Source organism: Levilactobacillus acidifarinae DSM 19394 = JCM 15949 (genome assembly GCF_001434835.1).
Lineage (GTDB): Bacteria > Bacillota > Bacilli > Lactobacillales > Lactobacillaceae > Levilactobacillus > Levilactobacillus acidifarinae.
Map to the genome: position 1 here is coordinate 715123 of NZ_AZDV01000026.1, position 24090 is coordinate 739212.

Sequence of the window (24090 nt, forward strand, 5' to 3'; positions counted from 1 at the left end):
CTGTCAATTCAATCTCCATTTTAGCAAACTTAGTGGGTAAGCTGCGCAAATATGTCCCGGTTAAAAAATGTGCTATATTAGGGTTAACTTTTGGGAAGTGGCACCCTGCCGGTCTCGGCAATCGGTCCCGCTTCTCCCTCAGGAGGAATTCTTGTGACCCGTCAAACACATCAAGCTTGTACGTCCTTTCTAGCTGGCAAGCTCGCCACCCTCGATGGCAGTACCCTCATCGCCCGTAACGAAGACAATTCGGTGGCCATCTGGCCCAAACGCACCCTGGTCCATCCCCAAAACGAAGCGCGTGACCTGCACTTCGTGTCGAAGAATAACGGCTTTACCACCACGCTACCGGCAACCGCCGCCCAATACACCGCGGTCCCCGACAGCGACGCCAGTGAAGGCGACTACGGCGAAAGTGGCATTAACGGCCACCAAGTAGCAATGAGCGCCACCGAGAGCGCCTACACCAACAGTCGCGTGCTGGGGGTCGATCCCTTGGTCGCCGACGGTCTCGCCGAAGACGCCATGCTGACGGTCGTGCTCCCGTACGTGGACTCCGCACAGGCCGGCATCCAACGACTCGGGCATTTAGTCAGCACACTGGGGGCCGCCGAATCCAACGGGGTCCTGTTTAGTGACCTCAACGAAGTTTGGTACATGGAAATTCTAAGTGGTCATCACTGGGTCGCCCAGCGGATTCCCGACGACGCCTACGCGGTGGTCGCCAATCAATTGGCGATTGAAGACGTCGACTTCGACAGTCCCGACTTTTTGACCTCGCCCAACCTGCGCCAGTTCGTCCAAAGCCACCGGCTGAACCCGGACGGCGGCCGCTTCAATTCCCGCCATATTTTCGGCACCCATAGCGACCAGGACGCCCACTACAACACGCCTCGGGTCTGGTTCGGTCACCACTTATTGACCCCCAGCGCCTTTGAAGACCCCACCAGCATGGACCTCCCCTTCATCCAACACGCCGAACGGAAAATTGGGTTGGATGACGTGGCCGCCATTCTGGGCTCCCACTACAGCGAAACACCCTACGACCCCTTAGGCACGGGTAGTCCGGCCGACAAGACTAAGTTTCGGGCGGTCGGCCTAGCGCGGACTGAAAACAGCCATCTGCTACAACTCCGCCGTAACGTGACCCCCCAACGGGCCGGGATTATCTGGCAAGCCTTCGGGAATCCCGCCTTCAACCCCTACGTGCCCTTCTTTGCGGCGGGCGATCAACTGGCGCCGGCTTACGCGGCAACTAACCCCACCTACAGTGCGACTAACCCTTACTGGCAGGCTAAGCTACTAGAAGTCCTGAGTGAAGCGCACTATCATCAGAACCGAGCATTACTAGCCGACTTTCTGAAAACTAGTCAAAGCCGCGGCTTCCAGCGGGTGGTCGCGGGCGACCAACTCGCCGCCCCTTCTGCTCACGACCTCGGAACCTTTAACGCCGCGACCGCTGATGCCTTCGCAGCCGCCTTACAGGCCCAGATCGGCCAACTGGTTCAGGCCAACGCCGAGCAATCCGCCTTATCGTTTACCATGGACGAGAATTTGTAAATTGATATCGTTTTCATAGAAGATGCGGTATAATGAACCTAGTAACTGATCCTGAAAGGAATGATTGTGATGGATGAAGTGGTACTTTTCAATCCCGGCGATTCTATTGGTAACTTCCACGATTATAACGAGGCCATTCAAACGGCGCAGATCTATCGGGACCGGCACCTGGATTCGGGTCACGTGCTCGTGGTAAAGAGCCAAAAGGGCGAGCCGTCCTTCGATATCTTCTTGGCGGAACAAAAGCTCAACGAGACCAACATCAAAGCCTCGAAGAAGTACACCGTGTCTAAAGAAATCAACTAGCTAATAACGAATGCGTCACGATAATTATCGTGACGCATTTTTGTTACCCACGTTTAAAGGCGCATTAGGTCGAAATCGTGATTATTAAAAATAATTAAGCCTAACCGTCTAAAATTTCTCCTAAAAAAATCCACCACTTTTTGTGATGGATTTTTGTTAGCGTCATTTTTAACAAGTGCCCGTTTTACTGGGTCATCACAGCCTCATCAAAGGCTCGTTTCAAATACTTTCCGGTCACACTCTGTGGGTTAGCACTCACGGCCTGTGGCGTCCCCGTAGCGACCAATTGACCGCCCAATCGACCACCACCGGGACCCATGTCGATCACGTAATCGGCGTTGGCAATCAACTCCAAGTCGTGTTCGATGGCCAGCACCGTAGCACCCTGTTGTAAGAGTTGGTCGAAAACCCGAATCAACTGTTGAATGTCCAACGGGTGTAAGCCCACCGTGGGTTCATCGAAGACAAACAACGTGCCGGTCTGACGTTTACCCAACCGAGAAGTCAACTTCAAACGCTGAGCTTCCCCACCAGACAACAGCGGCGTGCTTTCACCTAGCAAGAGATATCCCAGGCCCATGTCGTGCAGGGTTTGTAAAGTCTGCTCGATGGCGTCCTCGGCCGCAAAGACCGGCAAGGCCTCGTCGACGGACAACGCCAGAATATCGGCGATGCTGTAGTCGTGCCATTTGATGGCTAACGTTTCGCGGTTGTACCGCTTACCCTGACACTGGGGGCAGACTTGCGTGATGTCTGGTAAATACTGCACGTCTAACGAAATCTGGCCGGTACCATTGCAGACCGGACAAGCCCCCGCCGTGACGTTATAGGAAAACCGACTAGCGGTATACCCCTTCGTCTGAGCTGCCGGGGTCGCCGCAAAGAGTTTCCGTAAACGGGTCAAAATGTCGGTATAGGTCGCCACCGTGGAGCGGACGTTCTTACCCACCGGCACGGAATCCACCACGACCACGTGCCGCACCCCGTTACGTTCTAACTGTTTAACGTGTTTCGGTAACGGCGTCTTGGCCACCTGGGCTTCAATCGCCGGAATCAGACTATCGAGCACCAACGTGGTCTTACCGGCACCACTCATCCCCGTGACCGTGGTCAGACGATTCTTGGGTAACTTTGCCGTCACGTCGTCGATGTTAAAACGATGTTGGACTTCTAGCCCGATGGCCCCCTTACTCCAGAGTTGATTGGCAGGCATTTGTGGCCGTTGGCGAATCGGTGCCTGGCCCGTTAGGAACGGGGCGATCAACGACTTGGGACTGTGGGCGACTTGTTCGACGGTCCCGTGATCGACCACGGTTCCCCCTAGCTTACCGGCCCCCGGCCCAATTTCCAGCACATCGTCGGCCGCGGCGATGATCCGTGGGTCGTGGTCCACGACCACTACGGAATTACCTTGGGCGACCAGTCCCCGAAAGGTCTTAATCAAGCCGGTCACGTTAGCGGGATGTAACCCCACCGAAGGTTCGTCCAATACGTAGAGTACGCCAGTCGTCGCACTGCGCAGAGTCCGTCCCAGTTGAATCCGTTGGAGTTCCCCGGTCGATAACGTCGCGCCCGGTCGACTTAACGTTAGATAATCGAGCCCCAGGTCAAACATCGGTTGCAGGCTATCCTTGAGTTCGCCGACCAAACTAGTGCCCATTTCGTGCATCGTCGTGGGTAACCCCGCCACGATGGTGTCCGCAAACTGGGCGAGATCGCTCAACGGCAGGTCACAAAGTTCGGCGATATTTTGCCCGTTAATGGTCTGTTGGAGCAATTCCGGCTTCAACCGCGTCCCGTGACAGGTCGGGCAAGTCGAAAAGGTGTAAAACTTATTGAGTTTGGCGATCGTGCGTTCATTTTTAGTGGTCTTCACGCTGTCTTCGACCGCCGCAAAGGCGTTTTCGTAAACGGCGTTATCCATGTGAAAAATCTTACCCTTACTGCTAGGAATGTTGAGTGAGACCGTTTCTTTCTTGCCGTGCAGAACTCGTTGCTTCATTTCGGCGCTAAGGTCCTTATAGGGCACGTCAATTGGGATTCCAATGGCGTCGGCCACCACGGGCATAAAGTTCCGGCCGGGTAGGTGCCAAGAAGCCACGGCACCCTCCCGGAGCGTCTGGTTCTCGTCGGCAATGATCAGTTCGGGGTCTAACTGCCGGACCTCACCTAAGCCACCACAAGTGGGACAGGCCCCGTCGGAATTAAACGCAAAATCTTCGGCGCCAGGAGCCGTGAAATGCACGCCGCAAACCGGGCAGATCAGATGACCCATGTTGCCGGCCACGTCGAGGGTGGGGTCTAAACGGTGCCCGTTGGGACAGACCGGCGACCCTAACCGTGAGAAGACCAGCCGCAAAATGTTAAGGCTTTCGGACATGGTGCCCACGGTCGAGCGAACCCCGGGAACGGCCGGCCGTTGTTTCAAGGCTAATGCCGAAGGGAGATACTCAACGGAATCCACGGCGGCCTTACCGACTTGGTTGATTCGGCGCCGGGTAAAGGTCGACAACGCATTAAGGTAGCGCCGCGCCCCTTCGGCGTAAAGCACGCCCATGGCTAGTGAAGACTTCCCCGACCCACTGCGGCCGGTAATCGCAACAAATTTGTGAAGTGGAATGTCGACGTCGAGGTCTTTTAAGTTGTTGACCCGCGCGCCCCGCACCTTGATGGCTTGGGGTAATTTAGGTGTTGCTGACATGTCATTTCCCCTTTCATGACGAAATACTTAACGGGTTAATTTTCCCGCTAAGTGCGGGGAAGGGCAAGGAAAGACACCGCGAAGTTCCGGTTAAAAGTTTTTTTACCCGCAGCTAATCTTCTTGGGGTTAAACCGTTATGCCCATTGCTTTTTTCGGGTTGAACGTAAGGTTACTCCCTTTACCCCGGCTAGGTTTTGAAGAATTAAGCGTTGCGCTGTTCCCTTTATTTTGATAGACTTGGTCACATTAAAATTTGATTAGATAATTTGAAAGTGAGGTCATCAGCTATGCCTAAAACAACTGCTACCACTACCCTGAACCGTTCCCTCGGATTCTGGTCCGCCCTGTCCCTAGTTGTGGGGACGGTCATCGGCTCCGGAATCTTTTTCAAGCAATCTTCTGTCTTGGATAGTGCGGGCTCAACGGGTAGTGCGCTGTTGGCCTGGTTTCTCGGGGGGCTGATTACCCTGACCGCCGGCTTGACCATCGCCGAAGTTGGTGCGCAGATGCCCCACACCGGTGGCTTATACGCCTACATGAACGGCATTTACGGCAAGTTCTGGGGTTTTCTGTCCGGTTGGATGCAGATTGCCGTCTATGGTCCCGCCATCATCGCCTCGATTGCGGCCTACCTCAGCATTTTATTGGTTGGGTTCTTCAAATTAAACGGCGCGTGGCACGCCCCGTTAGCCATCGGGGTCATCATCCTGATCGGTGGCTTAAACATGTTGAACAACCGCTGGGGAGCCGCCTTTCAAATCGTGACCACGCTGGGAAAACTGTTGCCGATTGCCGCCATTATCATTTTCGGCCTCTTCTACGGGAATCAAGACGCTTTTGGTCAGTCCTTACACACGGTCACCCAGTCGACCGGTAACTTTGGGGTCGCCGTGCTGGCCACCCTATTTGCCTACGACGGCTGGATTCTTGTGGCCAACTTGGGCGGAGAGATCAAGCATCCCCAAAAGGTCCTTCCCAGAGCTATTATCCTGGGAATCTCGTTAGTATTAGTCGCCTACACGTTGGTCAGCTACGGGATCTTGCACTTCATCCCCGCCGCCACGATTCACCGTTTGGGCGAGCAAACCACGGTCTACTTCGCTCAGAGCGCCTTCGGGACCATCGGCGGTCGCTTGCTAAACATCGGGATTATTATTTCGATGGTGGGTTGTCTCAACGGGAAGATTATGACCTTCCCCCGCATCGTTTACGCGATGGCCAAGAAGGATCAATTACCGTTCTCCAAACAACTGGCCTACCTGCACCGTAAAACGTACGAACCCATGGTTGCCACGACGGTGATCATCGCTTACGCCAGCATCATGATTCTGTTCTTTAACCCCGACCGGTTATCCGATTTATGTATCTTCACGGTCTACTGTTTCTACGTGGCCGCGTTCATCGGCGTCTTTCTGTTACGCAAACGCAACGCCGGCCAACCACGGCCGTTCTCGACCCCGTGGTTCCCCGTTACCCCGCTAGTCGCCATTCTTGGTGCCTTGTTCGTGATCGTCAGTGAGATTGGCTCCGACCTGTCCGGCGTACTGCTCTCGCTCTTGATTGTGGCGATCGGGATCCCGGTCTATTATTTAAAGAAACAGCATTTACGCGATTAAAATTCCACCTAAAATAAGCGGCGACCATTAATTGTTGGTCACCGCTTATTTTTTTATAACACGCTTAACTTATTTTACCTGACGCGGGGTAATGAACTGCTTATTCCCCGTGATGTAACTGCCGTTGCTGAGCTGGTAACGCGTCATGTAACCGCGGTGGACCACCCGCATCACCGTCACAATCGTCCCCTTCTTCAGCCGTTTTTGCCGGTTAACTTTCGCAAACTTGGCGTGCTTGTATTGATAAATTGTCCGGTCTAGTTTGATCTTTGTGTAGTGTTTCCCTTGCCAGTACAGGTTGTAAACGAAGGTCTTACGGGCCGTCACGTAGCTGCCGTTGGCCAACTTGTACCGCAATCGACCGTTGGCCGAACGCTTAATTCCGATAACTTTAAAGGTTGGGGCCGTTTGCCGGGGGTAACGTCGGTAGTACTTAGCCCGGCGCTTGATCTTAAACGTTGGCTGAGTATAACGATAAAGCGCTTGCTTGGTATAAATCATAAACGGCTTAAAGACTGGCTTAGCCGGCTTTTGAACTGGCGTACTTGGCGCGACTGGTTTGGTAACCACCTGGTCAACCTGATTAGTATCGGTGTCGGGTGTTACCACCGCGGTAGTGCTTGGCGTTGGTGTTGGATTCGTGGTTGGTTTTGCTGGTTTCGTCGTCGGATCCGTCGTTGGTTTTGTTGGCTTCGTCGTTGGACCCGTCGTTGGTTTTGTTGGCTTCGTCGTCGGGTCCGTCGTGGGTTTTGTTGGCTTCGTCGTTGGATCCGTCGTGGGTGCCGGCGTCACTAGTTCATAGGGCATATACAAATTACCATTATAATTACTATTGCCATCATTCCATTGAACGATCAAATACCGTTTACCATACTTCGTCACACCACGCCAAGTAATTTTCGTGGCCGCTTGACCGGTTGGATTGGCCCGTAATGACGTTTGCGCAATGGACTGGCCCAAGTAGGCCGTCATCGGAATTTGCTGACCGTTCTGAGCCAGAATCGGTGAGTCCATAACAACTGAATCCTTCGTGGTATCCACTTTAATGGCCTCGTCATCCGCCAACACAACCGATTGGTCATTGGCGAATAACGGTGCGGCAAACTGAACCTTCGCTAGCGGGCTTAAATCATGAATGGCATTTCCACCCAGGTACAACATCGTCATCGGATCGGTCACGTTTGCTAAAGCCTTAACGTTTGAAATCACGTTGTCCTGAGCCAAAAGCTCCGTTAAGTGCGTTGCCCCTTCCAAACCGGCCAACGACGTCAAGTGATTATCATCAACTTCTAAGTGCGTTAATTGACTGAACGGCATCAGTTTTTCATTAGAACCCCCAGCTAGGACCTGTCCTTTGGGTGTTAAACTCGTGATCAAATCATTATTCGCAGAAATCGACTTCAGGTTAGGTAACTTCATGACCGGCGTTAGATCCGAGACACTAGTTTCAGAAACGTCTAGCGAGGTCAGATTCTCCAGGTTAAGGTTAGCCAATTGTTTAAGATCGCTAAACGCCCCCCGCTGCCAAGTATCGGGGTTGGGATCACTCGTCGTTAGTGACAACGTTTGTAACTTATCAGCATATTGAAGGCCCTGAAGACTGGTAAAATGAAGCGTTCCTTGATATCCGGCTCCCCGCTCAATGGCCGCTGGATCACCATTTTCTGAACGCCGATAAGCCGGATCAAAATTGATTAGCGTCGCCATATTTTTTTGAGTAATCTGGGACACGTCGGTAAAAAGTTGAATACCATTGGCTTCATTTATTTTGGCCTGAGCATCGGCCTTCTGAGCATCTGTCGACTTAGGGCTCCAGCGAATCGATTCGTACTTATTAAGTAAATTAGCCTTCCTGTCACGTTGTTGGGCTTGAAAAGCAGCCAAGACCACTTGCTGGAAATTCCTATCGGGCATCCACCCATCAAGGGCTGTAGCGTCCGCTCCCGTTATTGTCGGTGTGCTGGACGCCGCCCATTTTTGCCCTTGGGGATTAGTCCCCTGATTGACCGGGTTAACCGGCTTCGCCCCATTAGTTGGGGTAAGTGCTTGGGTTTTAGCAACTGGTGTCTGAATGTTGGGTGCCGTGGCAGTTGAAGTTTGGTCAGTCTTCACCGTTTGTTGTGGCGTCGCGGCAACGGTCCCCGTCCGCTTACCGGGCGTTTCACCAGCCTGGTGTTGTGGCGTCGCGTTCCCGGTTTCAGTGGCCGATCGGTCAATCACTGTCGCCTTAGGCGCTAACGTTGCCGTCGGCTGATCACTAGTCGTTTCCTCATTTTCAGCAGTTTTAGTTGTTGTACCATTAGCAGCTGACGTCCCGTTAACATCGGCGCTGGCTTGCAGATTGCCCAGGGTTCCTAAAATTAGGCTTCCCGTGACTAATCCCGTGACGGTAAGCGTTTTCTTCCAATTACGCTGATTACCACGTTTGTTCGTACTCATCTAAATCTTCCTCCTCGACGAACGCCCCACGAACTAACCTAATCGAAGTGTCCATAACTTTCATGGTGCTCAACCGTCCACACCATTGATTTCGTCTCAACTATAGAACGTCGCTGACCATTAATCAAGTCTCGATTTTTGGTTAACACAATCGATAATATTCTAATGTTAATCTTGATATGTCAGCATTAACACGTGTTTTCGTCATTACCGCAGATTATTGATTTCGGATAAATATTTTGATATCAAGATGATTGGTCTCGCCTGTTGTTATAGATATCATTTCAATTTCAATCGTCTTCAATTCACACTAATACCTCAAGCTCTTAGCAATAGTGTCGTTAGTCTACGAAATAAACAGCATTATTAATGATGATTACGTCGCTAAATTATTCTACTTTGGGATGATACAACTGAATCAGCGACTAACCGAACTACTATCAAGTTAATTCTTCCCTTTTATCTAAGGATAAGGACATCGAAAACGTTAATTCACAAGACTTTATGGATACCTTTTCGGTACTATCTCATTATAGAAAACGTTGTCAAAGATAAAATTTTCGGTATGATTAAGGGGTAACACCATTACATACTTGGAGGTTTTCCCTATGAAGAAATCCTGTATACTTTGCCAGAAGCCTTTGGGCCTTTTAGACGTTAAAAACACTTTGGCTAATAAAGAAATAATATGCACAGAATGTAGTGGAAAGATTGCGGTCTCGCTTGGTTTCGCTGATAAAAATATCGTTTCTCAAACGTTAAAATTATCCACGATTTCTTTAGATACCGCTAAACAGGCAATTTCCAGTCCAAATAGGACAAAATCGCCTCTGAGAAAACGCAATACTATGGGAGTCCAAAATAACCAAAATCGAGAGTATCGGGAAAAAGTTGCAGCAGTCCCCACTTTTGTGGAAAATAGAGCAATTTCATCTAATGGGTTGTCTGCTGATTTCACTTCAAAAAAAGTTCAAATAACGACCGGCACATTTAAAACGAGTACCCGACTCTTGGACTTCTCAGAAATTATAAGCTATACTCCGCATGTTGAAGGTCACGAGGTGAAAAAGCATCATGGTCTGACCCGAGCTGCTACTGGTGGTTTACTATTCGGTGGTGCAGGTGCAATTGTTGGAGCCGTAACTGGTGGAAAGCAATTCGATCAAGTTACCAGAGTAAGCATTACTGTTCGGCTCAGTAGTGGTGAGGCAATTGAATATAATTTATTACCGACTGGAAAAACTAAATCGACCTCATTTGAAGCTAAAACTGCAAATGGGCGGCTCGAAGATATGTCAGCCCTACTTGATAGAATAATCGAAGCTAACCATACTTCCACCCCAGTTTTCTCTCAGGTAACGTCTAAAGAATCCTTAATCAGCCCTGCTGATGAGATTAGAAAATATAAATCACTTCTCGATGATGGCATAATTACTCAGGAAGAATTCGATACTAAGAAACACAGCTTACTAAATCTATAAGAAGGCGCATTCCCACAGGAAAGCGCCCACCTTCCTCGGTGACTAGCAGTGGAAGGATTAGACCAGATACGGATGTCTTTAAAAGCTGTGTTCAAGGAGGATTAAATTTATGAAAAAGGTACTTTTATTGGCTGTGGGAGTTGCCCTAACAGCTAGCTCAATTCCAGTAACGGCAAGTGCTGCCACTTGGCACACGTCAAGTATTCCTAATTATTTGCGTGGATACTGGTATGCTCGCGATAATCATAACCAAGGCGTACATATTTACAAACATTCAATTCACTACAAAGGTGAAAAATCTGTTAAAGTCAAATGGCGCTACGCCGGTAATCACAAATATCATTTTAAATATAGCCATTCGCAAGGGTTTACTATTTCCATGCATTATTACAACCACCACAAAATGACCATGAATTCATATTGGCATAATTATGTGAGGTAACTGTAGGCCCCTCCTCGGCAGCCTAGAATCGGTTCGACTCCGGTTGGGGGAATAATTTAACCAAACCTGGTAAAGATAGTTCAATGAAATTCCTCAACGCCAACGATATGACGAACCTAATAAAATATCTGAAACTCGATATTAATGCTCGCCATGCCACCAAGATGATGGGAATTGTTGCCCTGTACACCGGTGCTCATTTTGCCGAAATCGCTGGTCTAACATGGAAAGACATTAGTCCTGACTTCGGGACCATCTCTATCAACAAGGCTTGGAATACGCTCGATAATTCAGGATTTAAGGAAACCAAAAACGAGCAATCTAAAAGAATTATCCGGGCCAATCCAGAGTTATTTGCCCTTTTAGATCAGTATCATGAATCGCAAAACTTTTTGCGCGTGGCTAATCCACTTGGTTTAGTCTTCATTGGTCCCAATGGCAAGGTCCCTAGCTCCAATGCAGCCAATAATATGCTCCATACAGCGCTTAAAAACATCAACGCAAGTAAAGACATTACCTTCCATGGATTACGTCACACACACGCCTCATATTTGATTTACAAGGGCGTGTCAATTTACTACATTTCCCAACGACTAGGTCACGCAAATTACACCATCACCATGAACATCTATTCTCACATGCTCCATGAGATGGAAGCAGCGGAAAAATCCAAGCTTGTTGTAGCGCTAGATGAACTAAACGGTGCACTTTCAAAGACCGCTAAATCCCCGTCACGAAAGCATTCGTAGAAGCTTCAATTTACGTTTGGTGCACACAAATCTCAGTCGAATTTATTTCACCAAAAAGTGCACCATTTGTGCACCAAACTATCGATTTCCACCGATTCACAGCTTTTTGGGCAAAATAAAAACGCCTATTTCTAGGCGTTTCAAGCGGTTATAGACCGCTAAACTCGTCATATCAATGCCCCGGGCAGGATTCGAACCTGTACTTGGTTGCCCAAACAGCGACCTGAACGCTGCGCGTCTGCCAGTTCCGCCACCGGGGCATTTCTTAACAACAAATAATATCTTACACTATCTAGTTAAAAAAGGGAACCCCTTTTTTAACTTTTTTTCTTCGGAAAGGTAATTGCCGTGCCATAACCGTGAACCACCAAGAACTTGGGAGCCACATTCATCTGCACCACTTCGGTATTGAAGCGCACCTCAATTAAACCGTCCGCTCCAGCAGCTTGGGCCTGTTGCATCAAATCCTGCTTCACTTGATCAAACAATGGGTCGAAGCGTTCAAACTCATCGGGTTTTTCCGACGTTAACATGTTGTGGGCCGTCGCCGTTAGGACGCCCTGAATTGCGTGTGAGCGGTTCAAACCGCCCGTCGTCATAAACATGGTTATTCCCCCGTTTCGTACAACTTACTTCTATAGTGGCCCATCCCCGTAAGGTTGTCAATGACGGAACCAAGGCCACTTTAATCCAGATCAATCGACCAATGCCGAGTGACCCAGGTCATCACCAGTGCCCCCAGCACGACCCCCGTAAAATTGGTGATCACATCGTTAATGTCGACCCATCGTCCTAAACTGACCAGGGCGTTGCCAATCGCCTGACCGCCTTCCAGGGCCAGACCGGTCCCTAGTCCCGCCAGTAACCACTGGGGCCACCGTAGCCGGGGCCAATTTAAGCACAGTAGCATCCCTTGCGGCATGGTCATCACGATGTTTAACCAAAACGACGTATCCATATCGGCCGGGTCAAAGGGCCGCAAGACCCAGACCCCACCGGACCACCAACTGGTATGGATCTGGGCCAATTCGCCGTCGGTGCCAAACGAAAAGGCTAACGGCGTCCAAGTTAACGCGCTTAAGCCCCAACACCCTAACCACCACAGCATGCGTCGATACTGGTGCTGGCGATAATTCTTAATCACTAAAAACAGCCAGACTAAACTGACCAATCCAAACGGTACCCAACGACTCATTCTCAGTCCCCCTCTTAACAGGTGGTCTCAGTATAAGTCAATTAATAATGGGAGACAACGGCCAGCCTCCGCTGACGGCCGGTGCTAAACCAGCTCCGCTCGGCGTAACCGATCTTTTCTAAATTTTGGTAAATCCGCTTCCCTGGTTCTTCGTCCTTCTAATATAGAAAATACCCCCTTCAAAGCCTGACAGCCATCCTATTTTTAGCCGTCTTGTCCCAAGTCCTACTGGTCACAATTTGACCCCCGTTGAAAAACATCAGCAATTTTTATTAAGTTCCTAATAGTGTAAGACTGAGTCATCACTACTGATGGTCTCCGTCTTCAACAACGACTCACCGAACAGTCGTGACGAGTTTGTTCAGTACAGATTATCCGATACGAATAACTTTTTTGGGATTATCCGTTCACCCTTTAAAGTAAAAGTTTTAATGACCTCGTTTGACAATGATTTTTCTCGCCGAATTTCATCATCCCCGATTAGGCGTTAAATCAGTTACACATGTCGTTAGCTGGTAAAACCGTCAATTATCAAAGTTTCAAATTACGCCAGCGCAGATAAATGACCGTCCTCGTCACCTAACTTCCAACATTTTTCTTTAATCTCCCATTCTTAGTTAGCCTTAGTTCGCCAGAAACTAGGCAACCGGTTGGTTTTCACTTCACTTTCCCCCGTTAGTTTGGTAAAATAACGCAATTATGTTTTCTATCGACCAACAACCGTTTCACCCCGACCAGTAAATGGGGTGACTATTTCTAGGGAAACATGATAATTTGCCTAATTATGATTGAACTTACCGATAGATCTGCTATATAATTGGCGTAGAGTTACAGTTTTTCAATTTCGTTACACAAGTTTGTGAAACTTAACGGGTTTTTCTGCTTGCTAATGACAATTTAATTGTATACAATACTATTTGAGATAAAGAAAGGAGGCCGCGGACATGTCTGAAGTTACCCCGGTATTACTGGATGAACAGCTTTGTTTCTCCATTTACTCTGCCAGCAAGAAGTTCAATCACTTCTACCAAAGCGCATTGGCACCCTTTAAGTTAACCTACCCGCAATACATTGCGTTATTAGCTCTCTGGGAAGATGCGCCGTTAACGGTTCACCAGTTAGGTCAACGGTTGGAACTCGATAGTGGGACGTTAACCCCACTGCTTAAGCGGTTAGAAAAACAAGGTTGGGTGACGCGGGTACGTAGTCGTACCGACGAACGTCAAGTCTTGATTCACTTAACGGCAATGGCCACGGCCAAGCGCGACGAAGTTTATCAACGTATTGGTCAATGTCAGACCCTCTTGGGAATGTCGGATGATGAAATTGAAACGTTAATGACCGACCTTGTCACCGTCAAGGCCCAGCTTGATCAAGTGAGCCACCAACGACTGATTGATAAACAGGTTAATTTACAAAAATAGTCTGTTCATGAGCCCCACCGTTAACCGGTCGGAGCTTTTTTTGACGCCAAAAACCGGCCCACTGAGCCGTAGTCCGGTTTTTAAACATATAGTCCCCACAGGAGCATTCCCATCGCGAGTAGGTTATTGAGCCCATGTAAAATAATGGTGCTCTGCAATTTACCGGTCTTGCGGTAAATATACGCAAAGGTGCCCCCCATCACGGCGTAAATCAGCCAGCTGGCAATCGTCGAATTAGCGTGGACCAGGGCAAAAGCCACCCCACTGATCAAGATGGGTGGCCAAAATGATAATCCCCCCAAGCAACCGTCCATCAAAATTCCCCGGAAAATAAACTCCTCAATAAACGGGGAAACACAGATGGCCGTCACACTCAACAGGATTTGTACCAGCACCCCTTGTTTTAGCAGGTCCGCAATCGCTTGATTGTTTGCCGTACTAACTTGGTGAAAGCCCACCCGGTTAAGCCAGGTCAACAGTTGTTCGATCACCAAAATAAAAACGTAGCCCTTTAACATCAATCCCCAATCAGTCGCCGTTAATCGCGACCAGCCGGGCCGAATTCGGTGGTAAACCCAAGCCGCCAAGCCGACCGTTCCCCCAAATCCTAGAAGGTAAATCCCCCCCCATAGAACTTGTTGACCCACGTTGGTCGTCGTCAAGTGTAGGAGGGGTCGCTGGATCACCCCCGTTAAAATGACCAGAACTATTAACCATAACCAATTTTGATTACTGACGCGTTGTTGCGGTTGTGGCACAACCGTCATCTCCTTTTTTAAATGTAAAGAAATCTTAGCTTAATTATAGATTTTTTTATAAAGATGCGTTACTATAGAGTTGCGGATGAGTTTGGACCAACCTCCAAGTTCATGCGTGAGGATTCTGTCCTCATTCAACAGACAGATTTCATTTTACTCCCCCAAAGTAGATGAAATTTTTACAACATAATCCCCCAATTATGTTGTAACCTTACTCTTTGGCCATTGCGACTTATCGTAATGGCTTTTTTTATTGTCCTGAATGATCAGCCCGCTGATCTTCATCTTGTAAATCATCGGGTAGTGGTCGGGGCCACAGAACCCAATACAGGCCCAGACTAACCAGGGTTCCGACGAGCAGTCCGCCGAAGGCCACCGCCCACTTGAGCCAGCCCACCAACGACCAGCTAAAAATAACCCAGAGCGTCCCCCCCACGATCCCCGTCGGCACCAACGTAATTAATAAAGCAGCTAACAATTTCACCGGGATTCACCCTTTCTGCCAAAATGACTCGGTTGAGACAAATTTTACCATAAGTCCCTTCCAAAATGGGGCTAGTTGTGAGTTTCTTTTTGTTAGCGGTTACAATGGAAGTAATCGGTCAGCACTTGTTTTTTTTCACAAATTGATCAACTTATTAGCGCCCCTCTCACCAGCCGTTTGCGTGAGCCCAATCTGGATTTTTTGCAACCGATTGCAATTGTGTTACATCGGGTTTTGTGCTAACATGTTGATGTTGAGGTTTAGGGGGATTAATTGTCATTTCTCACCATGGCGACTAGACTTAATCGTGAAGCAGCACACGAAAACTCGCAGTGTAGAAAGGATGCCGATTAAGTTTTGAAAATGATCACACTTCACGTTTTAGATGACGCCCTCCAGGTAAAGTACGTGCCCGCAGACGCCACCACCCCACAGCGACAGTTCAACATCGCTTACAATTCCAGCCAAACCATTGGTGAGAACCTCGAGAATTTACGAGTTAAGTTGGTTGGGCTAGACGTTGACGCCGCCATTATCGATAATGCCTTGAGTTATCCCTTTTCCGACACGGTCGTGGGCATTAACCATCAACGAATCGATATCGGCTTAGCCATCACCAACATGCTCAACATCCCCGTGGTGAGTCAACAAGCCGTTGACCAGCACGGACTGACGCAGGCCCTCGCGACCAAGCGGGATTACCTGGCCTGGCATCTCGACTACTACGGCCAGTACCAGGGGAAACGTAATTACGGCCAAGAAGCCATGTTGACCGTGGGTAACGGGTTCTTCGGGGTTCGGGGAGCGTACGTCGAAGCCCACGCCGACGCCGATAATTATCCCGGCATGTACGCTGCCGGGCTGTACGACCAACTGACCACCAACCTTAACGGCCGCCAAGTGGTCAACGAAGACTTGGTTAACTTGCCTAACGCTCAGGCCCTGACCTTCGGGGTCGATCACCAGAATCCATTTCAGATCAAGGCCAGTGACATTCAAGACATCTACCGGAGCCTCGATCTGCATACCGGTGCATTGACGACGACCATGCTGGTCCAACTTCCGACCGGCCACGCACTTCGGCTGGAGACCACCAAGCTGGCTAATTTCAAGGACTGGCACCGGCTAGCGATTCGGTACCGGGTGACCCCCCTCAACTTTGCGGGGAGCCTCCAACTCTATTCCGAAATTGATGGTAGCGTTATCAACGGCAACGTCGACCGGTACGCGGCTTTCGATCAACATCACCTACAGATCACCGGGACGACCCAACAACCTACGACCATTTACTTGGAAGGCCAGACCCGCACATCTCAGATCCATTTTGCGTTTGGGTCACACCTCACGGGTCCCGGGCAGGCCCTAAGTGCCCCCATCGACACGCAACCACACGCCCAACAACGGGTCCGCCAGATGCGTTCGGTCCCCATCGTCCCGCAACAAACCTACACCTTTGAAAAAAACGTGGTCTTCTTCACCGACCGAGAAACCACCGCGGATCTCCTGACCGCGGCCACCCATGATTTACAGCAAGCCACCTTTACCGATACCCTGAAAAGTAGTACGGCCTACTGGCAGCACCGCTGGGCCGGGGCCGATATTCAGATCACCGGTGACATTACCGCACAAAAACTAACGCGGGTGAACCTCTACCACCTCTTCTCGGCGACCCAAGCCATCGGTACCGGTCACCTCGACGCCTCAGTCAATGCCCGGGGACTCGACGGCGAAGCCTACCGGGGCCACGTTTTCTGGGACGAGATGTTCGACCTTCCCGTCTACGCCCTACACGACCCACAGTTAGCCCGGCAGCTCCTGCTGTACCGCTACAACCGCTTGGGGGCAGCGAAGCACAACGCCCAACAGGCCGGGTACGTCGGGGCGATGTACCCCTGGCAATCCGGGGAAACGGGTGACGAACAATCACAAGTCGTGCACCTTAACCCGTTGACCAACACCTGGGATCCCGATAACTCCTCATTGCAGCGCCACGTCTCACTAGCCATTGCCTATAACGTGCTCATGTACGTTCACTTGACGGGGGATCAGGATTTTCTGGCCACCTATGGGTTGGAAATGTTACAGGAAATCGCCCGTTTCTGGCTAAGCAAGGCTAAGTTAGACCCACAGACGCACCGTTACACCATCAAGCGGGTCATGGGTCCCGACGAATTTCACGAGAACTATCCCAACGCCGACACCCCCGGCCTAGCGAATAACGCCTATACCAATCTCATGGTGGCCTGGCTGTTTCAACAAATTAACCGGATCCGCCAGCAGTTGGCCCACTCGGTGGTTGCGGCCGTCGATCAAAAGACGGATTTTACCGCCACCACCCTCAAACAACTTGACCGGGTCGGCCACCACCTCAAGCTCGACATTAACGACCAGGGGATCATCGGGCAGTTCGAGGGGTACTTCAAACTTCCCACGCTCGACTTCACCAAATACCAGAAAAAATACGGTGATATTTCCCGAATGGACCGCATCTTAAAGGCCGAGGGTAAGACTCCCGATGCCTACCAGGTCGCCAAACAAGCCGACGCCTTGATGGCCTTTTATAATTTAGATGCCCCACAGGTCTTGGGCCTCTTGAAACAATTAGGCTATCCCCTCCCCGCCAGCGCGTTGGGCCGTAACCTCCAGTTCTACCTAGACCGCACCACTCACGGTTCCACGCTCTCGCGGATCGTCTACGCGGCATTGACCGCCATGGCCAATCACCCGGATCAATCCTGGCGGTTGTTCTCGCAAGCCCTGTTATCCGATTATTACGACATTCAGGGGGGAACCACGGCCGAGGGCGTCCACTTGGGGGTCATGGGAGCCGTCACCTTCATGATCACGCGGTTCTACGCCGGGGTCGACGTCTTAGCCCCTCAACTAACGATTGCTCCCCACCTACCGCAAGCCTGGCAGGCTCTGCATTTCCGGCAACTCGTTCGCGGCGTCACCTACGATTTAACCATCGACCATCACCAAGTTCAGGTCACGGCGGATCAAAACAGTTCCATTCAGTTCAAGCACCAACCGGTTGCGCTGATTGCTCATCAACCCGTTAAACTTACCTACTAACTTTTAAGGAGTGTTCAATTATGACTAAATTTGCAGATATCAAAGGGTTCGTTTTCGACCTCGACGGCGTCATCACCGATACATCCGTCTTACACGGTACCGCTTGGCACCAACTCGCTGACTACCTAGGGGTCGCGTGGTCCAAGGAACTCGCCGATGGCCTCAAGGGCATTAGCCGCATGGACTCGTTGGAAATGATTCTCAAAGCCGGGGGCAAAGAAAACGACTACACCCCCGACCAAAAGGTTGAATTAGCCGCGAAGAAGAACACCAATTACGTGGCCGAAGTCGACAAGATGACCCCCGCCAACATTCTTCCCGGCATGAAGGCTTTCTTGGATGATATTCGGGCTAAGGGCTACCTGTTATCATTAGCCTCCGCCTCCAAGAACGCGCCGCGGGTGTTGGCTAAATTGGAACTGACCGACTACTTCCCCGAAATCGTCGACCCTGCTAGCCTCAAACACGGGAAGCCAGATCCCGAAATCTACACCAAGGGGGCGCAACTTCTGAACTTAGATCCCGCACAATGTGTCGGTCTAGAGGACGCTGCGGCCGGGGTTCAAGCCATCAATGCCGCTGGGGAAACTTCCCTGGGAATCGGGGACGCCACCGAATTAGGCGCCGCCGACATGGTCTTTGGTGATACCTCGCTGGTCACCTTGACCAACATCGAAAAACACATGGCTTAATTGATCAATCTAAATAGTGTCGCCTCACCGGCTAGGAAGGTCGGTGAGGCGACACTATTTTTAGTTCCTAATCAATTAACTGAAAATGCCTGAGGCCCCGAACGATGCCGTCCGTCTGGTTCGTGGTGGTCACGTAGGCCGCCTGCGCCTTGGCCGCCGGTACCCCGTTGCCCATCGCCACGGGAACATCCACTTCGTCAAACATCTGGAGGTCGTTAAACCCATCCCCGAAGGCGTAGGTCCGGGCCGTTTCGAGGTGTGCCGCTTGTAAGAAGGTTCGAATCCCCGTCTGCTTGCTGACGCCCGTCACCATGGTGTCTAACGCCCGGGGGTTGTTCCGCACGAAGCTGAGTTGGCCGGCGAAACGGTCCTGATAAGCCTTCAACTTGTCACGATTGAATACGTTTAAGAAGTTGATGGGCTGGCTCTGGTACCAATCCGGGTCCACCACGGCGTTGAGTCGCAACAATTTAAAGTTAGCCCGGGTATCCGGCGTGGCTTGACTCAGTCGAAACCCATGGTTGTTAAAGTAGCCCACCGGGTCACCCTGCTGCGCGGCAAACTGGGTCACCGCCGCCAATACGGCCGGGGAAATCACCGCGGCCGACAACCGCTGTCCCTGATACTGGACGTAACTGCCGTTGGCACTGACCACGGCGTCGATGCCCGTGGCGTCCAACACGTCTTGAATTTCAAAAACGTTCCGGCCGGTGGCAATCACCGGTAAAACGTCGTGAGTCCGCAATTCCCGAATCGCGGTAATACTTGCGGGCAACACTTTTTTCGCGTCATCGAAGAGCGTGCCGTCTAAATCAAAAAATACGACTGCTTGTGTCATTCCGTTAATCCCTCCAAATCCACTATTACCAACCCTTCTATTATACAGCAATGCCCAAACTCTCCAAAATGGGCCGAAATTTTCTTTGAAGTAGATGTGGTATTCACGATTTTTGTGGTACACTATATCTTGTATTTTTTATAAAAGAGGGGCTATCATGGTGATAATTACAGCAGGAATGATCGGGGTCGGTAAGACGACCCTTACAGGCAAAATTGCCGCACACTTGAACACACAAGCATTTTTCGAACCGGTCGGTGATAACCCAGTGTTACCACTCTACTACCGGAACCCGAAGCAATACGGCTTCTTGCTGCAGATTTACTTTCTCAACAAGCGGTTCAGTATGATCAAACGGGCGTTGGCCGATGATAACAACGTCTTGGACCGCTCCATCTACGAAGATGCCCTTTTCACGCGGGAAAACAACGCTGAAGGGAACATCACCGATACGGAACTAGAAGTCTACTTAAACCTTCTGGATAACATGATGAACGAACTGAACGAACTGCCTAAAAAGGCACCCGATTTGTTAGTTTACGCCGACGCCGACTTTGACACGATCCTGCACCGGATCAAGAAGCGGGGCCGTGATTACGAACAATTCGACAATAACCCCGAATTGGAATCCTACTACAAGAAGATGTGGACGGCCTACAAGGGCTGGTACGAAGACTACGACGTCAGTCCTAAGATTAAGATCGACTTACAAAAGTACGATTTGGAAACGCCGGGCAACATCGACATCGTCCTGGGTCAAATCGACGACGCTTTAAAGGATATCCGCGTCAACGCATAAACTGAAACACCCAACGACCGTTCTTAGAGCGGTCGTTTTATTATTCCAAAACAAAAAGCCACCGCTTAGCCCGGTGGCTTTTTTCTGGTTTAATCCTGATTCGTTTCGGATGGCAATAAGATAATCTGGCTATCCCCGTCGTCGTAAGCTAAGACCGTTTCCGGTAAGTTCGAGCTGTAGGTGTAGTCGGTGTCAAAGGCGGCCCCGAACGTCTGCTGGGCTTGCTCGTCCGTTTGCACGTACTCAAAGGTCGTGTGCCCTTGATGGTTGTGGAGTTTAAACGTGAGTAAGTTATCCAGCGGAAACAGCCCCTGCAGGTCCTGGTCGATGATTTTCCAAACCACATCAATCATCTCACCCGGCAAAACGGCCACGGTCCCGTAGCTGGCATACCGTGCGTGATTACTTTCAAACATTTGATCGCCTCCACTCGTGATCTTACTGACCTTAAATTATATTATAGCGTAACTTTTCTCAAAACGGGACTAATTACCCCCGTTTTCCGGCCAGACGTTGCGTCCCCTTCCGATCTAAGAAGTTGACCATAAAGGAAATCACAATCAAAATAACGGCCGCAATGAAGATGACGTGTAGGCCCTGATACAGGATGCCGTGCAACGTCGGTAATAAGTCGCTTGGTAAGTGCTTAGCCGTCTGCGGGTTAATCAGCTGGTTCATCATGGTGAGGTTGGTGCCCTTGTGGGTCGCCACACCGCGCGCCATGGCCAAGTTCATGATGATTCCGAAAACGGAAATCATGATGGTCTGCCCCAGGGTTCGCGATAACGTATTAAACGAGGTGGCCACCCCGACGTCTTCGACCGGCACCTGACTCTGGACGGTCACGGTCGTGGTGGTAATGGTGATCCCAAACCCGGTCCCACAAATGGCGGCAATCACGAAGAAGCACCAAAATGGTGTGGTCATGGGGACAAACGCCATCAAGAGGCCGCCTACCAGGATGAAGCTCAGACTGATGTTGACGATTTGATACGGTGTGTGGTTGAGCATTAACCGGCCGGCGATAAACGACCCGACGATCCACATTAGTGAACTGGGCGTGATGGCAAACCCGGCCTGGGAAGCCAATAAGCCTAAGAGTCCCTGCGTCCAGGTGGGGAGGTAGACCTCAAAGCCCATCAAAAATCCGCTGACCAAAGCGGCAATCAGGTTTTGGATCACAAAGGTCCGGTTCTTAAACAGGGTCAACGGAATCAACGGGTCGGCCGTCCGCTTTTCCTGGCGCAGAAACAGCCCAAACGCGAGCCCCGTCACCACGAGACCGATCAGGACCCAGATGAAACTAAGTTGGCCGTTACCTAGCAGTTGGAACGTTAACATCAGTGCTAACAGGCCCACGGATAACCAGAGGCTCCCGCCCCAGTCCATGGTGAACGGTTTGCGTTCAAAGTTTTCGTCCAAGAAAAACCAGATCAACCCCATCGTGATGATTCCGATCGGAATGTTAATGAAGAAAATCCAGTGCCAACTCAACTGGTCGACGATAAAGCCCCCCAGTAACGGCGCGACCACGGCGGCAATCCCCCAGGCCGACCCGTTAAGGCCCATAACTCTGGCCCGTTGTTCGACCGGGTAGATATCCGCCAGAATGGTAAAGGACACCGGCATAATGGCCCCGGCGCCGATTCCCTGCAGGGCACGCCAAGCAATCAACGTTTCCATGCTATGCGAGAACCCGGACAACGTCGACCCCACGATAAAGATTAACAACCCGGCTAAAAAGACCGACTTCCGACCGACCGTATCGGCCAATTTCCCGTAAATCGGCGTGGCTAAAGCGTTGGTCAATAAGAAGATTGAAAAGACCCAGTTCATCAGAGCGACGCCGTGCAGGTCCCCGACGATCGTTGGCATGGCCGTGGAGACGATGGTCCCCTCAATGGCCGACATGAAGGTGGCGACGAAGACGGCCCCCGTGACAATTCCAACGTTAGTGTGTTGCTTACTCATAATTCTAAAAATCCTCCTACCGTTGGCCCGCCACAACGTTTTTCGGTAGTCAAAAATACCTACCGCCCAAGTTTGATTCAAACTGCCTTTAATTATCCGGGGTTCCGTTTCAAAATACAAGCCCTTTGCTTGATAATTTTTACCGTTAGCCCTAAAAATGGTTCACGGCTAATCACGCCGTGAACCATTGAAATTACATTTGCGTCCCAAAGACCGTGAGTAACTCGGCCGTATAGCAAGCCGCTTGTTGGTAATCGGCGACCCGCACGTTTTCGTTCGGCGCGTGGGGCCCGGAACCGGCCCAGGTACTGCCCACCGCCACGATGGGCGCCTGAACGGCGGCGAAGAACGGGGCTTGCGGTCCGGTCCCGGCCATGTTCGGGACCAACCGGACGTGATCACCATAAACTTGATGAGCCGTTTTTACGGCCATTTTCACGAACGGCGCGGTCAGGTCGGACCGAAACGGGGCTTCACCCAACAGGTAGGTCACCCGAACGTCCCCAAACCCGTTTCGTTTGAGTTGGTCTCGAATCAACTGTGCCTGGTGCTGCGGGTCCTGTCCCGGAACTAACCGACAATCAACCTTAGCCGTGGCCCGCTTGGGAATCACGGTCTTGACCCCGGCCCCCTCGTAACCGCTCGATAGACCGTTAAGCGTCATGGTACTCCCGTTGACCAGCTCGGTTACCGGATCAGCCGTGATCAAGGGACGTTTAAGCCCGAAGTGTTGTTTAACCACGTCACCATTTAAGGTCATCGCCGCCACGGCCCGGCGTTCGGTCGGCGTCAGTGGACGAATGTCGTCGTAGAACCCAGCCACCTTGACCCGGTTATCGGCGGTGCGTAACGAGGCCAGTGCCTGAGTCAACCGCCAAGCCGCGTTGTCGGCGTAGGCGGCTAATGAAGAGTGCAAGTCCTTTTCCGCCGTGGTCACGCTAAGTTCCAGACATAAAATTCCCTTAGCCCCGCAGGTCACCTGAAAGTTCTCGTCGGCATCCTTGCCCCCGGTTTCCCAAACGATAGCGTCAGCGGCCAGGTCACTAGCGTGTTGCTGAGTCATTTGGGGAATGTGCCGACTGCCAATTTCCTCTTCACCCTCGACCACGAACTTAAGGTTGCAGGGTAACCCGCCACTAGCTTGTAGCGCCTTAACGGCAGATAACCGTAACATCAACTCCCCCTTATCGTCGGAAATCCCCCGGGCGTAATAGTACCCGGCTTTCTCGGTCAACGTAAACGGATCGGTTTGCCACTCAGCTAAGGGTTCGGGCGGTTGAACATCGTAGTGGTTATAGAACAGTAACGTTCGATCAGCGTTACCGTGGGGACCCGCCGTAAAGGTGGCAAAGACAAACGGATTACTCCCCGCCACATCGCGCCAAACTTGAACCTGCGCCCCCAGCTCTTCAAAAGCGTGTGTGAGGAAGGTCACCGTGGCGGTAATCCCCCGGTTCTGGACGGAAACGGTCTGGAGTTTAAGATAAGCCGCCAACCGATCGTGATCGGCGGTTAATGCAGCAGTTACGGCAGTCGTTAAATCTGACATGCAATCATCC

At 50.9% G+C, this 24090-nt stretch carries 20 protein-coding genes and 1 tRNA gene; 10 read left to right on the top strand and 11 right to left on the bottom strand.

The window, feature by feature from the left end; all coding sequences use genetic code 11:
* The first annotated feature begins 153 nt into the window (after positions 1–153).
* Together FD25_RS11080 and FD25_RS11085 are read left to right on the top strand one after the other, a co-directional pair.
* A complete protein-coding gene (locus FD25_RS11080) occupies positions 154–1560 on the top strand; it encodes a C69 family dipeptidase (protein ID WP_057804226.1) in 1407 nt (468 codons plus the stop codon).
* Between the two features lie 69 nt (positions 1561–1629).
* A complete protein-coding gene (locus tag FD25_RS11085) occupies positions 1630–1866 on the top strand; it encodes a hypothetical protein (RefSeq protein WP_057804228.1) in 237 nt (78 codons plus the stop codon).
* Between the two features lie 184 nt (positions 1867–2050).
* On the opposite strand, the gene FD25_RS11090 is transcribed toward FD25_RS11085, so the two are convergent.
* Positions 2051–4567, bottom strand: coding sequence for an excinuclease ABC subunit UvrA (locus FD25_RS11090; RefSeq protein ID WP_057804230.1), 2517 nt, complete (start codon positions 4565–4567; stop codon positions 2051–2053).
* Positions 4568–4855: 288 nt separating this feature from the next.
* Between FD25_RS11090 and FD25_RS11095 the strand changes: the two genes are divergently transcribed.
* Entirely contained in the window at positions 4856–6184 is a 1329-nt protein-coding gene (locus FD25_RS11095; protein ID WP_057804232.1) for an APC family permease, read from the top strand.
* Between the two features lie 69 nt (positions 6185–6253).
* Here FD25_RS11095 and FD25_RS11100 read toward each other — a convergent pair whose 3' ends face one another.
* Positions 6254–8623 (bottom strand): DUF5776 domain-containing protein, encoded by a 2370-nt coding sequence (locus FD25_RS11100; protein WP_057804234.1) that lies wholly within the window; start codon positions 8621–8623, stop codon positions 6254–6256.
* A gap of 608 nt (positions 8624–9231) precedes the next feature.
* Here FD25_RS11100 and FD25_RS11105 point away from each other — a divergent pair.
* The 3 genes from FD25_RS11105 (at position 9232) to FD25_RS11115 (ending at position 11295) form a co-directional block, all read left to right on the top strand.
* Positions 9232–10104, top strand: a complete 873-nt coding sequence (locus FD25_RS11105; RefSeq protein ID WP_057804236.1) for an SHOCT domain-containing protein — start codon at positions 9232–9234, stop codon at positions 10102–10104.
* 109 nt (positions 10105–10213) lie between these two features.
* Positions 10214–10546: a hypothetical protein gene (locus FD25_RS11110; protein ID WP_057804238.1), complete on the top strand. Its 333-nt coding sequence runs from the start codon at positions 10214–10216 to the stop codon at positions 10544–10546.
* An 83-nt stretch (positions 10547–10629) separates the two neighbouring features.
* Positions 10630–11295, top strand: a complete 666-nt coding sequence (locus FD25_RS11115; protein ID WP_057804240.1) for a site-specific integrase — start codon at positions 10630–10632, stop codon at positions 11293–11295.
* 176 nt (positions 11296–11471) lie between these two features.
* Here FD25_RS11115 and FD25_RS11120 read toward each other — a convergent pair.
* The 3 genes from FD25_RS11120 to FD25_RS11130 form a co-directional block, all read right to left on the bottom strand.
* A tRNA-Leu gene (locus FD25_RS11120) sits at positions 11472–11555 on the bottom strand.
* Positions 11556–11612: 57 nt separating this feature from the next.
* Entirely contained in the window at positions 11613–11900 is a 288-nt protein-coding gene (locus FD25_RS11125; RefSeq protein ID WP_057804242.1) for a heavy metal-binding domain-containing protein, read from the bottom strand.
* 80 nt (positions 11901–11980) lie between these two features.
* Positions 11981–12490, bottom strand: coding sequence for a VanZ family protein (locus FD25_RS11130; RefSeq protein ID WP_057804244.1), 510 nt, complete (start codon positions 12488–12490; stop codon positions 11981–11983).
* A gap of 944 nt (positions 12491–13434) precedes the next feature.
* Between FD25_RS11130 and FD25_RS11135 the strand changes: the two genes are divergently transcribed.
* Positions 13435–13914, top strand: coding sequence for a MarR family winged helix-turn-helix transcriptional regulator (locus FD25_RS11135; RefSeq protein ID WP_057804246.1), 480 nt, complete (start codon positions 13435–13437; stop codon positions 13912–13914).
* An 80-nt stretch (positions 13915–13994) separates the two neighbouring features.
* Here FD25_RS11135 and FD25_RS11140 read toward each other — a convergent pair whose 3' ends face one another.
* Both FD25_RS11140 and FD25_RS11145 read right to left on the bottom strand, forming a co-directional pair.
* Positions 13995–14672, bottom strand: a complete 678-nt coding sequence (locus FD25_RS11140) for a CPBP family intramembrane glutamic endopeptidase (protein ID WP_225428564.1) — start codon at positions 14670–14672, stop codon at positions 13995–13997.
* Between the two features lie 250 nt (positions 14673–14922).
* A complete protein-coding gene (locus tag FD25_RS11145; RefSeq protein WP_057804250.1) occupies positions 14923–15156 on the bottom strand; it encodes a hypothetical protein in 234 nt (77 codons plus the stop codon).
* 357 nt (positions 15157–15513) lie between these two features.
* Between FD25_RS11145 and FD25_RS11150 the strand changes: the two genes are divergently transcribed.
* Positions 15514–18231, top strand: a complete 2718-nt coding sequence (locus FD25_RS11150) for a glycoside hydrolase family 65 protein (RefSeq protein ID WP_057804252.1) — start codon at positions 15514–15516, stop codon at positions 18229–18231.
* 20 nt (positions 18232–18251) lie between these two features.
* Positions 18252–18923: a beta-phosphoglucomutase gene (gene pgmB, locus FD25_RS11155; RefSeq protein WP_057804255.1), complete on the top strand. Its 672-nt coding sequence runs from the start codon at positions 18252–18254 to the stop codon at positions 18921–18923.
* 67 nt (positions 18924–18990) lie between these two features.
* Here pgmB and FD25_RS11160 read toward each other — a convergent pair whose 3' ends face one another.
* Entirely contained in the window at positions 18991–19761 is a 771-nt protein-coding gene (locus tag FD25_RS11160; protein ID WP_057804257.1) for a Cof-type HAD-IIB family hydrolase, read from the bottom strand.
* 157 nt (positions 19762–19918) lie between these two features.
* On the opposite strand from FD25_RS11160, the gene FD25_RS11165 reads away from it, so the two are divergent.
* Entirely contained in the window at positions 19919–20560 is a 642-nt protein-coding gene (locus tag FD25_RS11165) for a deoxynucleoside kinase (RefSeq protein WP_057804258.1), read from the top strand.
* 89 nt (positions 20561–20649) lie between these two features.
* On the opposite strand, the gene FD25_RS11170 is transcribed toward FD25_RS11165, so the two are convergent.
* The 3 genes from FD25_RS11170 to FD25_RS11180 form a co-directional block, all read right to left on the bottom strand.
* Positions 20650–20976, bottom strand: coding sequence for a DUF960 domain-containing protein (locus FD25_RS11170; protein ID WP_057804260.1), 327 nt, complete (start codon positions 20974–20976; stop codon positions 20650–20652).
* 73 nt (positions 20977–21049) lie between these two features.
* Positions 21050–22531: an MDR family MFS transporter gene (locus tag FD25_RS11175; protein WP_057804262.1), complete on the bottom strand. Its 1482-nt coding sequence runs from the start codon at positions 22529–22531 to the stop codon at positions 21050–21052.
* Between the two features lie 193 nt (positions 22532–22724).
* Positions 22725–24080, bottom strand: coding sequence for a M20/M25/M40 family metallo-hydrolase (locus FD25_RS11180; protein WP_057804265.1), 1356 nt, complete (start codon positions 24078–24080; stop codon positions 22725–22727).
* Between the last annotated feature and the right edge of the window lie 10 nt (positions 24081–24090).

Bases quoted from the DNA above. Each gene is read 5' to 3' on its own strand.
- FD25_RS11085 (WP_057804228.1), top strand. From the start codon at position 1,630: ATGGATGAAGTGGTACTTTTCAATCCCGGCGATTCTATTGGTAACTTC.
- FD25_RS11090 (WP_057804230.1), bottom strand. From the start codon at position 4,567: ATGTCAGCAACACCTAAATTACCCCAAGCCATCAAGGTGCGGGGCGCG.
- FD25_RS11095 (WP_057804232.1), top strand. From the start codon at position 4,856: ATGCCTAAAACAACTGCTACCACTACCCTGAACCGTTCCCTCGGATTC.
- FD25_RS11100 (WP_057804234.1), bottom strand. From the start codon at position 8,623: ATGAGTACGAACAAACGTGGTAATCAGCGTAATTGGAAGAAAACGCTT.
- FD25_RS11105 (WP_057804236.1), top strand. From the start codon at position 9,232: ATGAAGAAATCCTGTATACTTTGCCAGAAGCCTTTGGGCCTTTTAGAC.
- FD25_RS11110 (WP_057804238.1), top strand. From the start codon at position 10,214: ATGAAAAAGGTACTTTTATTGGCTGTGGGAGTTGCCCTAACAGCTAGC.
- FD25_RS11115 (WP_057804240.1), top strand. From the start codon at position 10,630: ATGAAATTCCTCAACGCCAACGATATGACGAACCTAATAAAATATCTG.
- FD25_RS11125 (WP_057804242.1), bottom strand. From the start codon at position 11,900: ATGTTTATGACGACGGGCGGTTTGAACCGCTCACACGCAATTCAGGGC.
- FD25_RS11130 (WP_057804244.1), bottom strand. From the start codon at position 12,490: ATGAGTCGTTGGGTACCGTTTGGATTGGTCAGTTTAGTCTGGCTGTTT.
- FD25_RS11135 (WP_057804246.1), top strand. From the start codon at position 13,435: ATGTCTGAAGTTACCCCGGTATTACTGGATGAACAGCTTTGTTTCTCC.
- pgmB (WP_057804255.1), top strand. From the start codon at position 18,252: ATGACTAAATTTGCAGATATCAAAGGGTTCGTTTTCGACCTCGACGGC.
- FD25_RS11160 (WP_057804257.1), bottom strand. From the start codon at position 19,761: ATGACACAAGCAGTCGTATTTTTTGATTTAGACGGCACGCTCTTCGAT.
- FD25_RS11165 (WP_057804258.1), top strand. From the start codon at position 19,919: ATGGTGATAATTACAGCAGGAATGATCGGGGTCGGTAAGACGACCCTT.
- FD25_RS11170 (WP_057804260.1), bottom strand. From the start codon at position 20,976: ATGTTTGAAAGTAATCACGCACGGTATGCCAGCTACGGGACCGTGGCC.
- FD25_RS11175 (WP_057804262.1), bottom strand. From the start codon at position 22,531: ATGAGTAAGCAACACACTAACGTTGGAATTGTCACGGGGGCCGTCTTC.
- FD25_RS11180 (WP_057804265.1), bottom strand. From the start codon at position 24,080: ATGTCAGATTTAACGACTGCCGTAACTGCTGCATTAACCGCCGATCAC.